Source organism: Oceanobacter sp. 5_MG-2023, from assembly GCF_030548165.1.
Lineage (GTDB): Bacteria > Pseudomonadota > Gammaproteobacteria > Pseudomonadales > Oceanobacteraceae > Oceanobacter.
The window spans coordinates 1-15,098 of the sequence record NZ_JAUORS010000025.1 but is presented as its reverse complement, the minus strand read 5'-3'; the positions used below and the strand labels follow the sequence as shown (position 1 = coordinate 15,098).

Genomic DNA, 15,098 nt, shown 5'->3' with positions numbered 1-15,098 from the left:
TAATTACTGGGCTTAATTTGAACAGCAGGAGGCCTATCCATGGCTGACAAAAAAGCAATACTAACGGTCGATGGCATTAAAGAATCCCTGGAATTACCTGTATATGAAGGAACCTTGGGGCCGGATGTTGTTGACGTTCGTAGCCTGACTGGCAAAGGCCTGTTTACTTACGACCCTGGTTTCGTATCCACAGCAGCCACAGAATCCAAGATTACCTATATTGATGGTGATGCCGGTGTTTTACTGCACCGCGGCTACCCTATTGAGCAACTGGCAGAGAAATCCGATTACCTGGAAACCTGCTACCTGTTGCTGCACGGCGAACTGCCATCACCAGCCGAAAAAGAAACCTTCGTCAGCACAATCAAGAACCACACCATGGTTCATGAGCAGCTGAGCCATTTCTTTAACGGTTTTCGCCGCGATGCCCACCCCATGGCCATCATGTGTGGCGTAGTGAGCGCCCTGTCTGCGTTCTATCACGACTCACTTGATATTCATGATGACAAGCACCGCGTCATTTCCGCGCATCGCCTGATTGCGAAAATGCCAACTTTGGCAGCTATGGTTTACAAATATTCCATCGGCCAGCCATTCATGTATCCGCGCAATGATCTGAGCTATTCCGAAAACTTCCTTCACATGATGTTCAATACACCATGCGAAGATCGGGAAATCAGCCCAATCCTGGCCAAGGCCATGGACCGCATCTTCCTGCTCCATGCCGATCATGAACAAAACGCTTCCACTTCGACTGTACGCCTGGCCGGCTCTACCGGTGCCAACCCGTTTGCCTGTATTGCTGCCGGTATTGCGGCACTTTGGGGCCCGGCACACGGCGGCGCCAACGAAGCAGTACTGCACATGCTGGCCGAGATTGGTGATGAATCCAACATCGACAAGTTTATTGCACGTGCCAAAGACAAGGAAGATCCTTTCCGCCTGATGGGCTTTGGTCACCGCGTATACAAAAACTTCGATCCTCGCGCCAAGGTGATGAAACAAACCTGCGACGAAGTATTGGCAGAACTCGGCATGGAAGATGATCCAATGCTGAAAATCGCCATGAAACTGGAAAAAATCGCTACCGAAGATGAATACTTCATCAAACGTGGCCTGTATCCAAACGTCGATTTCTACTCTGGCATCATCCTCAAGGCAATCGGCATTCCAACCGAACTGTTCACGGTTATCTTTGCCACTGGCCGTACGCCAGGCTGGATTGCCCACTGGAATGAAATGATCAGCAGCGACTACCGTATTGGTCGTCCGCGTCAGCTATACACTGGACATCAGCGTCGGGATTACCCAGCCTGATTTTCATAGCAATAAAAAAAGCCGCTTAATAGCGGCTTTTTTTATGCAAACAAACTTCTCATATAATCGTTTTCCCTACACCAGAATCAGCACTCTCATTAATAAAAACACCTATTGATTCAATAAGAATTTTCAATAATTGATATTTTCTTTATAGATCTTGGTCGTATATGAACGCCACTGACTGGCCATATCAACAGACCGGCTTTAATACTTTTTATATCAGCCAGACAAAAGTAAAGCCGACCAATGGCTATATAACATAGCGAGAAAAAACAGATATCCAGAAGAAACTTCCCGGCAGGCTCATCGTATTTCACCTTTCATCCATCGTGCTGATGACACTAAAGTCGCAAATTTCACCCTCGTCAGCTCAGTGCTCACCCGCAACAGCGGACAAAGTTGCCAAACGCCACACCATCAGGCCACCACGACAGCCAGTGAATCCCCTGCCGCCAACACCTTAATCCGCTCAACCAGCGCGTTTTGTCCAAATATCAAGCGTCGATCAATCAGGCAATGCTGCTTCAAAGCCGCCACAACGTCAGGCTGGCGCTGTTGGGTCAGAAGGTCTCGAGTCGGTATCACACAACGTTCACAGGGTTTGACCAGTAACAACTGCCCTTCATCATGAGTCAAAGCCTGCCATTGCTGCTCTGCAAATGCCTCCCCACCCCGTACCACCACATTGGGCCGAAAGCGCAGCATATCGATGTCCAGCCCAGCACTTTGACTCAAGGTCGCCAAGGACTCCTCACTGGTCACCAACAAAGGGAAACCATCAGCAAAACCAACCCACTGTCCGACGCTGGCACACCCCCGGTCGACCTGACGATGACTCTCGGGCGGCATAAACACCAGTCGTGCCGGTTTGCCCAATACTTCCGTCAGCCAGTTGGCCGCCAGATCTCCGCAATCCAGTGCTTTCGCCTTGTCCGACCAGACAGAAACGGTCAGCTGCCGACTACTGGCACTGGGAGGATCAACCACCAGGTCTTCCATTCCATCCATCCCCAGAGTCAGCACACCTTGCTGCAACCGGGTCTGGATACTCGCCATCACAGGCAACCGGCGCTGAGTCAAAAACTCACCTTCCGGATCAACAATCATATAGCGACGATCTCCTACCGGCCCTTGATGATCAAAGGTCAGACGATCAACCCGATAGCCGGCACAGGATTTGACCGGATACAAATACAGATCAGCAATCTCTATGGTTTGCGCTGTCATGGTAGCCCTCCGGCTGACATATTCTGGTAAAAAATAACGATGCCACAAAAAGCCATACAGACGCCAATCGAGACTTGCCATGATGCCCATTGAGGCAGGCAACCACAGGCCGTCGCCACCCCCTTCACATCCTTGCCAGTACTGCTTGCATCACTGCTGCAGGAGTTATCTGCTGATAACACGGCGGCTGAATATCGCCGCTTCCCGGGTGCAGGCAGCGTTTTGACAAACAGGGGGCGCATGAGTAATCACTTTTTAATACCGTCATGGCAGGCCCCAGGGCCCCGGTCAGGGAAGCATCGGTAGCACCATAAATAGCCACTGCCGGAATTTCCAGAGCGGCGGCCACATGGCTCAAGCCGGTATCCACTCCCACAATGGCTTCAGCATGAGCCAGATAGGCAGTCAAGGAGTCCAATCCCATTCGAGGTAGTACGCTGACACCCTCCACCCCATCAGCGATGGCCATTGCCCGCTGATGTTCTTCTTCATTACCCCAAGGCAATACCACCTGGCGGCCACTGGCAACCACATCCATTGCCAGCTGACGCCAATAATCCTCCGGCCACAATTTGGTGACCCAGGTTGTGCCGTGTAAAAACAGCCAATAACTGGCCTCTATGTCCGGAGCCTGCCAGCGATGGCGATCCACCCCATAGCTGAAGGGGTACTGTGTTTCATCGTAGCCCAGTGCCATCGCAAACAAGCGCCGCAAGCGATGGATGGCATGTTCCCCTCGCGCCACAGACAGAGTCTGGTCATACGCTCGTGCTGCCAGAGGTTCCCGGGCGCTGTGACGATCCAGCCCTACTTTGCGACCACACGCCAGTCGAGTAATCAGCGCACTTTTAATCAATCCCTGGGCATCCATCACAAGATCGTACCGGGTTGATTTCATTTGCTGGTAAAACGCGCGCATTTCCGCCCGGTTATGCGCTGCCAGCGGCTGCTTGCGCCAACGCCGCCAGGCCACCGGAATAACCTTGTCGACCACCGGATGCCAGGCAGGAATATCTGCAAAAGCCTCCTCGACCACCCAGTCGACCGATAAACCAGGCAAGGCCCGGCGAGCATCTTCCAAGGCAGGCAAGGTATGAAAGACATCCCCCAATGATGAGGTTTTAATCAGCAGAATTTTCACAACAGCACCCAACTACACAGTTGCGCGGAAAGTACCGCCTGCCTGCCCAGGATGCAAATTTTGCTGCTCCCCGGACACGCCTTTCTTGACAAGCCCCACCGGCAGCGCAAGTATCGCTGCCCCGGCAAACCTCACCCGCCTTGCTCACAGGAACCGTCATTACATGCTGCTCAGATCGTGGAAATTCTGGATAAGCCTCGCCATTCTGCTGGTCTTTGTCGTTGTGGTTGAACGCAGTTATGGCTGGATCGCAGTACTGGCCAGCTGGCAACGGATATCGGCGGCAGAGCTGGCCGTTGCAGTCACCCTGATGCTGGTCAGCTATTTGCTGCGGGCATTCCGCTTCTACGACTTTTTTAATTCATACTGCCACGGCCACTGGTGGCGGCTGACCCGCATTACCGTATTACATAACTTTTTTAACAATCTGTTGCCCATGCGCAGCGGTGAGGCGGCATTCCCGATGCTGATGAAAACCCATTTCAGCTGCCCGGTACGCCATAGCTTGCCTGCGCTGTTATGGCTACGGCTGCTGGATCTTTATGTCTTGCTGGCACTGGCGGTCTGGACCTTGAGTGATCTGCCCGGCAACCCGATCTCCGTTGATCCCGCACATGTCTGGCTGTGGCAAGCTGGCTTGCTGGTTTTACCGTTATTGGTTTTACCGGTACAGAATCGTATCCGTCAGCTGTTAGCCAGTCACCCGGGTTCCGTTGCCAACAAACTCGCTGACCTGATGCAGGCCCTGCCTTCGTCGCCCTGGCCGTTTATTCGTGCCTTGTTATGGACGCTGGTCAACTGGGTACTAAAGCTGGCAATTTACGCTTGGGTGTTGCAACAATTTATTACACTCAGTTTTGGGCAATCCTGGGTCGGTGCCAGTACCGGAGAGCTCAGCAGTATTCTGCCGATTCATGGTGTCGCAGGTGCAGGGACTTACGAAGCAGGTATTGTCGCCGGATTGTTGCCCTGGCAACTGGACACCGCAGCAGTCCTGGCCGCGGCTGTTAACCTGCATCTCTTTGTACTCGGTTGCACCCTGCTGCTGACCGCCATAATCACCCTGGCCACCAGCCGCTTGGGCAATCGGCGCAGCAGTACAAATACCTAGGTATCCAGGTGTTGAAAGATTAATTGCATCTATGCAACGGTTGCCTCGTTTTATCACTCGGCGCTTTTGGGTATCATCCGCGGACTTTTAAAGTCTGCAGAGTGGTAACCCCGTGATAGATTGTAGCAAGCCGTCCTTGTCCATCGTTATTCCCATGTACAACGAAATTGACAATGTCGGCCCCATGGTTGCCCGGGTACATGAAGCCCTGATCAGCTATCAGGGTTACTGGGAACTACTGGTGGTGGATGATGGCAGTAACGATGGCACCCCCCAGGCACTGCACCGCGAAGCGGAACAATATGGTCCTCATGTCCGGGTCATTGAATTACGCCGTAACTTTGGCCAAACAGCTGCCATGCAGGCGGGCATCGACGAGGCTCGAGGTGAGATGATCGCCACGCTGGATGGTGACCTGCAAAATGATCCCGCCGATATTCCCCGCATGATTGATCACCTGATCGAAAAAGACCTCGACCTGCTCACCGGCTGGCGTAAAAATCGCAAGGACGACCTGGTGATGCGCAAAATTCCGTCTCGCATCGCCAACCGCCTGATCGGCAAGATTACCGGTGTACGGATTAATGACTATGGCTGCTCACTGAAAGTCTATCGGGCTGCCATTATCAAGCAAGTACGCCTGTACGGTGAAATGCACCGCTTTATCCCTGCCTGGGTCGCTGCGGTTGTGCCTCCCAGCCGGATCGGTGAAATTGTTGTTACCCATAATGCCCGCACCGCAGGTACCTCCAAATACGGCATTTCCCGTACTTTCCGGGTGATTCTCGATTTGTTGTCGGTTTACTTTTTTATGCGCTATCGCGCCCGTCCAGGCCACTTTTTTGGCATGATCGGTTTGGGCATGGGATCAATTGGTACGTTGTTATTAATGTATCTGGCAGTGATCAAGTTCGGCTTTGGTGAAGATATTGGTAGCCGCCCTCTTTTTCTGATCGCGGTGGTCTGTGTTATCGCGGCGCTGCAATTCCTTACCACCGGCGTCATGTCTGAGCTCATTTCACGTACCTACTTTGAGTCATCACAGCGGCAGCAGCATCAGTATATTATCTATAATCGCGATGGCGCTTCCGACGACAAGGAAGCCTGCTGGGCGGCTCCCGGCCAGGTGATTGTTGAAGCATCCACTCCTGAAGCCAATTCAGATAACGACGTCAGCAGTCAGGGCTGATTGCGATGAAAATACCACTCCCCACAGCGTTGCCGCTGTGGTTGCTGCCCGTGCTGATCGGATTTTTTTCCCTTAATCTGGGCGGCTATTTGCTGTTTGATCATGACGAAGGCGCTTTCAGTGAAGCCACTCGCGGCATGTTTGAGCGTGGCGATTTTATCACGACCTGGTTGAACGACCGGGTACGGTTCGACAAACCGATCCTGATTTACTGGCTGCAAGCCATCTCGATATCCCTGTTTGGCACGGAGGTCTGGGCTTTCCGCTTGCCTTCTGTGCTGGCAGGAATTGGCTGGTCTTTGTCGGTGTTTGCCTTTGCGCGTCGTTATATCAGCCGCGATACCGGCATCGCCGCTGCCATCATCTGTGCCAGCGCCCTCGGCATCAATATGATCTCCCACGTGGCCACGGCGGATGCGTTACTCAACCTTATTCTCACCGCTACGTTGCTGTTGATGTATCACCACAGCCAACTCAGCCTGGTGCAGCCTGAATTCCCCGGTACCCGACAGGTGCTTTACGGTATCTATGCCCTGATGGCACTGGGTGTACTTACCAAGGGGCCGGTCGCCGTCGCGATTCCCCTGGTGGTCAGTGTGATTTTTTATCTCTGGAGTGGCCAGCGTACTGCCCTGCTGAAAGCACTGTTTTTTGTACCGGGCTGGCTGTTGTTTCTGGTTATTGCGGCACCCTGGTACATCACCGAATACCTGGCTCAAGGGCAGGCGTTTATTGACGGTTTTTTCTTTAAACACAACGTCAATCGCTTTAACAATGCCATGGAAGGTCATGATGGTGGCTTGTTGTTTTACCCACTGGTATTGCCTTTTGTGCTGGCTCCTTTTGGGCCGCTGCTGCTGCGTATGCTGCCCAGCATCACAAGTGTTACGCGGGAGCCGCTCAACCGGTTTTTATGGATCTGGTTCTTGTTTGTCCTGATCCTGTTCAGCCTTGCCAGCACCAAATTACCCCACTACATATTGTATGGCTGCACGCCGCTGGTGTTATTGATGGCCCGTTATCGCTTTCACCTGCGTCGCCGTTGGCTGGTCGCCATACTGCCCTTGCTGTTTTTTGCGCTGATGGCGGCTTTTCCCTTACTGATCCCTTCGATCAAGGCTGGATTGACCAATCCGATCGAAATCGAAACGGCGGAACGTGCCGCTCTCTACGTCAATCAGGATTTTGCCATTATTGCAGCGGTGTTTGGCCTGCTCTCACTCCTGGCCATACTCTGGAAGCGTCTGCCTATCTGGCACGGTCTGTTGGTTACTGGAGCACTGCAGACCCTGTTTGTCTGGTATGTATTCGCTCCGGCCTTCAGTGAAGCACAACAACGCCCTATTCATGACGCAGCGATGTTTGTGCGCCAGCTGGGCCTTGATGTGGTCACCCAGTCAATTGATACCCCCAGTTTTAACGTCTATCTCGACCGGGTAACACCACGCCGGTCACTGGAGCCCGGTGAGATCGGTTTTGGCCGGATCGACCGCGTCCAGAAAATCGATGATTACCAGCTGCTGTTCCAGTCTGGCCCCATCGTTATTATTCGCCGGCCGGATAACACCGCAGGCGAGGCCGCCGAACCGATCTCCACTCATGACCCGGCAGCGGCAACCCAACAAACACCGCCTCCAGCAACAGAGACCCTTGATGACTGATACCTGTTTGCCACTAGCGCGCCGTCATCTGCTGCCATTACTGGTAGCAGCCGCTCTGTTATTGCTGTTCGCTCTGGTGGTCGCTTTAACCGGCACCAATGCGGCCCTGTTTCTGATGCTGAATCAGGATGCTGGCCTGCTCCCCAATGCCTTGTGGGCAAATCTGACCTTCACCGCCGATACGGTCTTTGCCATGTCATTGTTGTTGCTGGTCGCCAGCTTCCGCCCGGCCCTGTTCGCCCCCAGCCTGTTATTATTGGTACTCGGCACTCTGTTTGTGCACGGCGGCAAAGCCTTGTTTGATGCTGCCCGCCCTGCGGCGGTACTGGTATCCGACAGTTTTCAGATTATTGGCCCGGTATTGCGCCATCACAGCTTCCCTTCTGGCCATTCGTTTACCGCACTGGGCGCCTGGACCCTGGTAATTCTGGCTGTACCACCGCGCGGGCTAATGCCTCTGCTTACTCTTGCCCTGCTGGCAGCGGCCAGCCGTATCGCCGTTGGTGCCCACTGGCCACTCGATGTACTGGTGGGGTCAGCCTGCGGAATTCTGATGGCTTGCTTGTCTGCCTGGCTGGTGCAAGCATTTGCCTGGTTGCGTCGCCCGGCGGTCTTGTTTAGCTCGGCGGCATTATTAACCATTGCAGCCGTCTATATGCCCTTTTTTGACAGCCGCTACCCCGATACCCGGCTCTTGGCGACGGTGATGGCGCTTGTCACACTCGCCACTGCCGCCGCAAAATTCTGGTGGCCCAGAGTGCAGCAAGCCAAAACACCATCATCCCTTGATTGAGATCAACACGACTGGGCTGGCGACATTGTCAGCCGGCAATCGGCTCTGACATTTGATTACCGATTCTCAGTTAAGGATATTTTTCTTTATCCATTTTTGCCGTCTGCTATATAGTAACCGCCAATTTCATGGAAATTGGGCCTTTAGACGGTTCATTACTTCTTTTTGAAACAATAATTCAACGTGTTTGTCGTACACTGGCACGTCAAAGCACAAACAATAAACTGTTCAGAGATCTGGTTATGCGTCGAGTGGTAGTTACAGGTATTGGTATTGTTGGTTGCCTCGGAAACAACAAGGACGAGGTGCTGGCATCATTGCGTGAGCAGCGCTCCGGCATCCGTTTTATTCCGGAATATGCTGAGCAGGGGATGCGCAGCCATGTTGCCGGCCGCCCCCAAATCAACCTCTCGGAACACATCGACCGTAAACTCTTCCGTTTTATGGGTGATTCTGCGGCTTATTCCTATCTTTCACTGAAAGAAGCCATTGAAGATGCGGGCCTGAGTGAAGAGATGGTGAGCAATCCCCGCACCGGCCTGGTTGCCGGTTCCGGCGGTGCATCCACCAGCGATACAGTTGAGTCTGTCGATATCCTGCGCACCAAGGGTATCCGTAAGGTTGGCCCTTACCGCGTCACCCGCACCATGGGCTCTACAGTATCGGCTAACCTGGCCACGCCATTCAGCATCAAGGGCGTGAATTACTCCATGACGTCGGCCTGTGCCACCAGTTCACATTGTATTGGTCACGGTATGGAACTGATTCAATGGGGCAAACAGGACATCGTTTTTGCCGGTGGTGGTGAAGAGGAGCATTGGTCGCTCTCCATGCAGTTTGATGCCATGGGTGCGTTGTCGAGCAAGTACAACGACACACCGGAAAGCGCTTCCCGTGCCTATGACAGCACCCGTGACGGTTTTGTTATCGCCGGTGGTGGTGCCATGGTCGTTCTGGAAGAGTACGAGCATGCCGTTGCTCGTGGTGCAACAATCTACGCTGAACTGATTGGCTACTCCGCTACATCCGATGGTGCCGATATGGTCGCCCCATCCGGTGAAGGTGCTGTTCGTTGCATGAAAGATGCCCTGCAAATGGCTGGCAACCCAACCATCGATTACCTGAACACCCACGGCACCAGCACACCGGCAGGTGATATCACTGAACTGAAAGCCGTTGGTCTGGCCTTTGATGGCCAGGTTCCTCCTATCAGCTCCACCAAATCCCTGACTGGCCACTCTCTGGGTGCTGCTGGCGCACAAGAAGCTATTTATTCTATCTTGATGATGAAACACGGATTTATCACTGGCAGTGCCAATATCTCTGAACTCGATGAAGGGGCCAGTGATTATCCGATCGTTCGCGACAACCGTGACGCCGAATTAAAAACTGTGATGTCCAACAGTTTTGGTTTTGGCGGCACCAACGCGGCGTTGATATTCAAGGCTCTCTGAGCCTGATCTGGGAGCAAGGCACCAGCGCAGTTGCTCCCGTATTCGCATTTAACAGCCCGTCTCTGCGCTCGAACTATGTCCGACCGTAGTTTCGGGCTTGTTTGGTCTGGTAAGTACCCTGCCAGCTCAGCCCGATGATCGGCATATTACGGAATTGATCAACCATGTCTGAACAAAACAAACCTAAAGAAATAGACCAGCTGTTTCAAATCGCTGAACAACTTGCGGCAGATTCCTCTCTCTTCCCTGAATATGAGGACAACGCCGTTGACCATAGCGTCAAAGGGCTGGTCGATCCAAAGCATTGCAAAACCGAGCTGGCTCGCCTGAGTACACTGAACATCGATGAATATATCGAGCAGGTTGTTACTCCCAGCGAAAGCAACCAGCGCCCCGGTGCCAAATCAGTGGTTGGTCATCTGATTCTGCGTGTTATTACTGAAGTAGACGACGGTCCATTGTACGCCACAGAAGCCGATATGGACTTTAACGGCAAAATTCGCCGCGTCGGTTTTATCTGTCAAAACCGTGAACACAGCAATGGTTCCTGGGGACCGTCCCATCACAACCGGGCCGCCCAGCTGGCACGCTCCTATGCCCAGCGCGCCATGCCGATTGTCACTTTTATTGACACCCCGGGAGCCGATGCCGGAGAACAAGCCAACGCTGGCAACCAGGCGCACAGCATCTCTCACCTGATCACCGAAATGGCCAACAAGGATGTGCCCACATTAGGCATTATCTGGGGGGCCGGTTATTCTGGTGGTGCCATTCCATTGGCAACCACCAACATTTTGCTGACCATCCGTGATGGTATTTTTAACACCATTCAGCCTCAGGGTCTGGCCAGCATTGCTCGCAAGTACAACCTGTCCTGGCAAGAATGCGCCAAATACGTCGGTGTCTCCGGCTATGAGTTGCGCAAAGCCGGCATTATTGATGGCATTATTGACTACGCCCCGTCCGATGCAGACGAAAAACGTTTTAACCTGCACCAGGCCATTGTGACCGGCGTTCAATCGATCGAAAGCAATGCGGCTGAATTTGCCAAAAATCACCCGTATATGATGGATCATTACAAGCAGTCGGTAGACCGCTTCCTGACGCCATCCGACAACCTGCAAAAACTGCAAAAAGACGCCAACTTCTTTCTTGCCGAAACACCAACCGAACACATCAACGTGTTTGGTCTGACGTACCGCTACACCCGTTACCTGACCTTGCGCCGCCGCATTCACTCCAGCACCGTTGAAAACTACGGCCGTCTGGCAGAAAAAGAGATTCCGGAAGGCCAACTGCAACAGCGTCAAGCTGCAGAAGCCAAACGCAAATTCCAGAACTGGCTACAGGCACCGGAAAAAATCGTCTATGACGATGCCCTGCATAAAAGCTGGAAATCCTTCTGGAGCAAATACGAAGATCGTGACGAGAGCCGCTCGACGATTGTCCGTCTGTTCCTCGGTGAGCCGAAAAACAATTACCTGAAATCCAAGCAGGAACTGTGCTTCAAGCTTGGCCTGTACCTGTTCAATCGCTGGAAATCCGATGCCCCGGTCAACTTCCAGGGGCTGCTGGATTACCTCGAAGATTACAAACAAAGCCGCTTCCTGATCCGTGCTGATGACGTTCTCGACACTCAGGCCGTTGCACATTTTATCGAGAACAATCCCCACCCGCTGGCAAGCTATATTCGCGAACAGTTACCGCACGATGTGCATCAGGAACTGACCGAAGGCCTGAAAAAGGAAAAATCCAAAGGTGCCCTGAAGCAATCCATTGCCTCTGCCCTGAATATTATCCTGCAGGGTGTCTTGATCCCGGAAAGCGTGCGCACCGAGTTAAAGCTTTCCAGCCGGACCGATGCCCTTGCCAATGACATAAGCAGCGCTCGGGTAGAAGCCAACCGCCGCATTCTGGAAGAATCTCTGGCGCCTTACATCCAGTTTCGCCAGGAAAACATCCAGAACCCACAGCATCCTGATATCACCATTCTGGATGCCATCTTGCATGACGAACTCCGTTACGAGTTCACACAAGTCTGCAAGAACATGCTGGTGTTTGGTCAACTGTATGACAACTTCATCAACAACCTGGTGAACGTTGCCAAGGAAGCCAACGAAGCCCGTGCCCTGTCACTGGAATCGCTCAAGGCCCTGCTGGAAAAATCCCTGGCCGAAGCCACGGTCGGAGACACCTATACCGAACAGGAACGGGAATCCTTTACCCACTGGCTGAGCTACTTTATCAAGAGCAGCCAACGCGGTCCCTTCCTCAAGTCCGTTGAAGAGTGGAAAAAACTGGCCTTCCCACGCCTGTCTGACACCTTGTTTGTAGTCATTACCTTTATCTTCGAGAAACTGTTGCCCGAGTACCACGCAACAGACCAGGAAGGCAAAGCCTACAGTGGCCGTATCAACCCGGTTTCCATTGGTCGTCGTAAAGACTTCTGGAACCGCTTGACCATGGCCTACCATGACTTGCTGATCCAGCAGGTTCTGGACGATACCAAACGCCAGAAAAAAACCTCGCCCAACGCATTGATCGAGCGCTTTTTCAGCGACTTCCAGGAGCTCAACAGCAGCCTGATGTCCGCCGACCCGACATCATTCCCGGGTTTCCGCAGCTCAATCGAAACAGCGCTGAAAAAAGATATCCAACCTTGCGGTGTGATTACCGGTATTGGCACCATTCATATTGGCGAGCGCGAGCAGCAAGTGGGCGCTCTGGTATCCAACCTGGACTTCCAGGCCGGTGCCTTTGATATGGCGGCGGCCGAGAAATTCTGCAAACTGATGGTCGAATGCGCCAAGCTGCATTTGCCCATCGTCTGCTTTGTCTCTTCCGGTGGCATGCAAACCAAAGAAGGCGCTGCAGCACTGTTCTCCATGGCAGTGACCAACGATCGAATTACCCGCTTTGTTCGTGACAACGAATTACCACTGGTGGTGTTCGGCTTTGGCGACTGTACCGGTGGAGCACAAGCCAGCTTTGTCACCCATCCATTGGCGCAAACGTATTACTTCTCCGGCACCAATATGCCATTTGCTGGCCAGATTGTTGTGCCCTCTTACTTGCCAAGCACCTGCACCCTGTCCAACTACCTGTCCGTGTCACCCCAATCCATGGACGGTCTGGTACGTCACCCGTTCTTTGACACCCTGGATGACCAGCTCCGGGCCATTGATCCGGATATGCCAGTGGCTCGTCACTCTGTTAATGATGTACTGGAGCGTGTATTACAGGGTTATGTCAGTGCCGAACGCCTGACACCTGACACCGGTAAAGGCTCTACCGCCACCAAGAAATTTGGCAAAATCGATAAAGTCCTGATTCATGCCCGTGGCTGTACCGCAGTCAAACTGATCCGCAAGGCACAGGAAAATGATATCAAGGTCGTTCTGGTACAGTCTGACCCGGATATGGAATCAGTACCGGTCGATATGCTGGGGCCTGAAGATCGCGTTGTGTGTATCGGTGGTAACACCCCGGACGAATCCTATCTGAACGCCAAATCCGTACTGCGGGTAGCGCACCACGAAAATGTGACGGCGTTGCACCCAGGGATCGGCTTCCTTTCAGAGAGCAGCCAGTTTGCTGCCCTGTGTGGTAACCACGACATCAACTTTGTTGGCCCGGCCGTTTCCTCAATGGAAACCATGGGTAACAAATCCAACGCCATCAATACCGCCATGCGGGTACAGGTACCTGTAGTACCTGGATCTCATGGCATTCTGACCAGCTCAGCCAATGCGGCAGCGGTAGCAGATGAAATTGGTTATCCGGTGCTGTTAAAAGCCGTACACGGCGGTGGTGGTAAAGGTATTCAGGTTGTTCATTCAGCCGACAAGATGCATACCCTGTTCCACCAGATTTCTACTGAAGCCAAAGCCGCTTTTGGTAACGGCGACGTGTATCTGGAAAAATTTGTCACTTCCCTGCGCCATATCGAAATCCAGGTGCTGCGCGACATGCATGGCAATACCAAGATTCTCGGTCTGCGTGACTGCTCGGTACAACGGAACAACCAGAAGATTTTTGAAGAATCTGGCTCCACCATGTTACCGCGCGAACTGGAACAAGCTGCTTACGACTTTGCTGCCAAGCTGGCCGATGCTGTCGATTATGTCGGTGCCGGTACGGTTGAATTTATATTCGACCTCGACGCCGACACCATTTACTTCATGGAAATGAACACCCGCTTGCAGGTTGAGCATCCCGTGACCGAATGGGTATCTGGCATCGACATTGTTTCCACCCAGTTCAAGATCGCTGAAGGTGAATCCATTGCCGACCTGAAACCGGTCTCCAAAGGTTATGCCATTGAAGTACGTATCAATGCTGAGAAACCGGTATTCAAGGGTGAAGAGCTGCAGTTCGTTCCAACCCCGGGCACCATTCAGCAATGCGTCTTGCCTAAGGAAGATTATATCGACCTGATTTCCATGGCAGCTGCTGGCAAACAGGTATCCCCCTTCTACGACAGCATGATCGTGCAGATTATCTGTTATGGCGAAGACCGGGACGACACCATTGCCAAGCTGCGTGAATACCTGGATCGCGTCAAGATCACTGGCGTATGCACCAACATCCCGACGGCCAAACGCGTTCTGGATGATGAGGTATTCCGCAATGGGATTTACGATACCGGTTATCTGCCGAAATTCCTCGATCGCATCGATCTGGATGAACTGATCGCCGACGTGGACAAAGAAGCGGACCTCTCAGCCAATGCCGTCGACGCCTCTGCCCTGAAGATCGAAGGCTCGGATGAACTGAAAGTACTGTCGCCAACCACCAGCATCTTCTATGGCTCGTCTTCGCCCAGCGAACCGGCCTTCGTCAAGGAAGGCGATATCATCGACGTTGAGCACACGCTCTGCCTGATGGAAGCCATGAAAATGTTTACCCCTCTGAGCCTGAAACAGTTCAACCGCGCTGGCGCTGACCTGTACCCGGCCAATCAGAAGTTCAAGGTTACCCGTATCATGAACTCCGATGGCCAACAGGTGAATCAGGGTGACTTGCTGTACGTCGTCAAGCCGATCCAGGAATAACAGTCGACAAATGATCATGACTCCGGTTATCAGCTCACTTGAGCGGATAACCGGAAGTTTTGCTTCTGTTACTTCTGTTACTTCTGTTACTTCTGTTACTTCTGTTACTTCTGTTACTTCTGTTACTTCTGTTACTTCTGTTACTTCT

General features: G+C 52.8%; 9 protein-coding genes. 7 read left to right on the top strand and 2 right to left on the bottom strand.

The window, feature by feature from the left end; all coding sequences use genetic code 11:
- Positions 1–39: 39 nt before the first annotated feature.
- On the top strand, positions 40–1,317 hold the full coding sequence (gltA, locus tag Q4551_RS14205; RefSeq protein WP_303434530.1) for a citrate synthase: 1,278 nt from the start codon (positions 40–42) through the stop codon (positions 1,315–1,317).
- Between the two features lie 420 nt (positions 1,318–1,737).
- Here the strand turns inward: gltA and Q4551_RS14200 are convergent, their stop codons facing one another.
- Both Q4551_RS14200 and waaC read right to left on the bottom strand, forming a co-directional pair.
- Positions 1,738–2,547, bottom strand: coding sequence for an MOSC domain-containing protein (locus Q4551_RS14200; RefSeq protein ID WP_303434529.1), 810 nt, complete (start codon positions 2,545–2,547; stop codon positions 1,738–1,740).
- Between the two features lie 124 nt (positions 2,548–2,671).
- Positions 2,672–3,688 carry a lipopolysaccharide heptosyltransferase I gene (gene waaC / locus Q4551_RS14195; protein WP_303434528.1) on the bottom strand — a complete coding sequence of 339 codons (1,017 nt, stop codon included), beginning with the start codon at positions 3,686–3,688 and terminating at the stop codon, positions 2,672–2,674.
- Positions 3,689–3,851: 163 nt separating this feature from the next.
- Here waaC and Q4551_RS14190 point away from each other — a divergent pair, with 163 nt between their 5' ends.
- From Q4551_RS14190 to Q4551_RS14165, 6 genes are all read left to right on the top strand, one after another.
- Positions 3,852–4,799: a lysylphosphatidylglycerol synthase domain-containing protein gene (locus Q4551_RS14190; RefSeq protein WP_303434527.1), complete on the top strand. Its 948-nt coding sequence runs from the start codon at positions 3,852–3,854 to the stop codon at positions 4,797–4,799.
- Between the two features lie 112 nt (positions 4,800–4,911).
- Positions 4,912–5,988, top strand: coding sequence for a glycosyltransferase family 2 protein (locus Q4551_RS14185; RefSeq protein ID WP_303434526.1), 1,077 nt, complete (start codon positions 4,912–4,914; stop codon positions 5,986–5,988).
- Positions 5,989–5,993: 5 nt separating this feature from the next.
- A complete protein-coding gene (locus Q4551_RS14180) occupies positions 5,994–7,649 on the top strand; it encodes a glycosyltransferase family 39 protein (RefSeq protein ID WP_303434525.1) in 1,656 nt (551 codons plus the stop codon).
- A complete protein-coding gene (locus tag Q4551_RS14175; protein ID WP_303434524.1) occupies positions 7,642–8,442 on the top strand; it encodes a phosphatase PAP2 family protein in 801 nt (266 codons plus the stop codon). Before Q4551_RS14180 ends, Q4551_RS14175 begins: the two co-directional genes overlap by 8 nt.
- A 242-nt stretch (positions 8,443–8,684) precedes the next feature.
- Positions 8,685–9,896 carry a beta-ketoacyl-ACP synthase I gene (fabB, locus tag Q4551_RS14170; RefSeq protein ID WP_303434523.1) on the top strand — a complete coding sequence of 404 codons (1,212 nt, stop codon included), beginning with the start codon at positions 8,685–8,687 and terminating at the stop codon, positions 9,894–9,896.
- A 164-nt stretch (positions 9,897–10,060) separates the two neighbouring features.
- Positions 10,061–14,950 carry a biotin carboxylase N-terminal domain-containing protein gene (locus Q4551_RS14165; protein ID WP_303434522.1) on the top strand — a complete coding sequence of 1,630 codons (4,890 nt, stop codon included), beginning with the start codon at positions 10,061–10,063 and terminating at the stop codon, positions 14,948–14,950.
- Positions 14,951–15,098: the final 148 nt, after the last annotated feature.

Bases quoted from the DNA above. Each gene is read 5' to 3' on its own strand.
- gltA (WP_303434530.1), top strand. From the start codon at position 40: ATGGCTGACAAAAAAGCAATACTAACGGTCGATGGCATTAAAGAATCC.
- Q4551_RS14200 (WP_303434529.1), bottom strand. From the start codon at position 2,547: ATGACAGCGCAAACCATAGAGATTGCTGATCTGTATTTGTATCCGGTC.
- Q4551_RS14190 (WP_303434527.1), top strand. From the start codon at position 3,852: ATGCTGCTCAGATCGTGGAAATTCTGGATAAGCCTCGCCATTCTGCTG.
- Q4551_RS14180 (WP_303434525.1), top strand. From the start codon at position 5,994: ATGAAAATACCACTCCCCACAGCGTTGCCGCTGTGGTTGCTGCCCGTG.
- Q4551_RS14175 (WP_303434524.1), top strand. From the start codon at position 7,642: ATGACTGATACCTGTTTGCCACTAGCGCGCCGTCATCTGCTGCCATTA.
- fabB (WP_303434523.1), top strand. From the start codon at position 8,685: ATGCGTCGAGTGGTAGTTACAGGTATTGGTATTGTTGGTTGCCTCGGA.
- Q4551_RS14165 (WP_303434522.1), top strand. From the start codon at position 10,061: ATGTCTGAACAAAACAAACCTAAAGAAATAGACCAGCTGTTTCAAATC.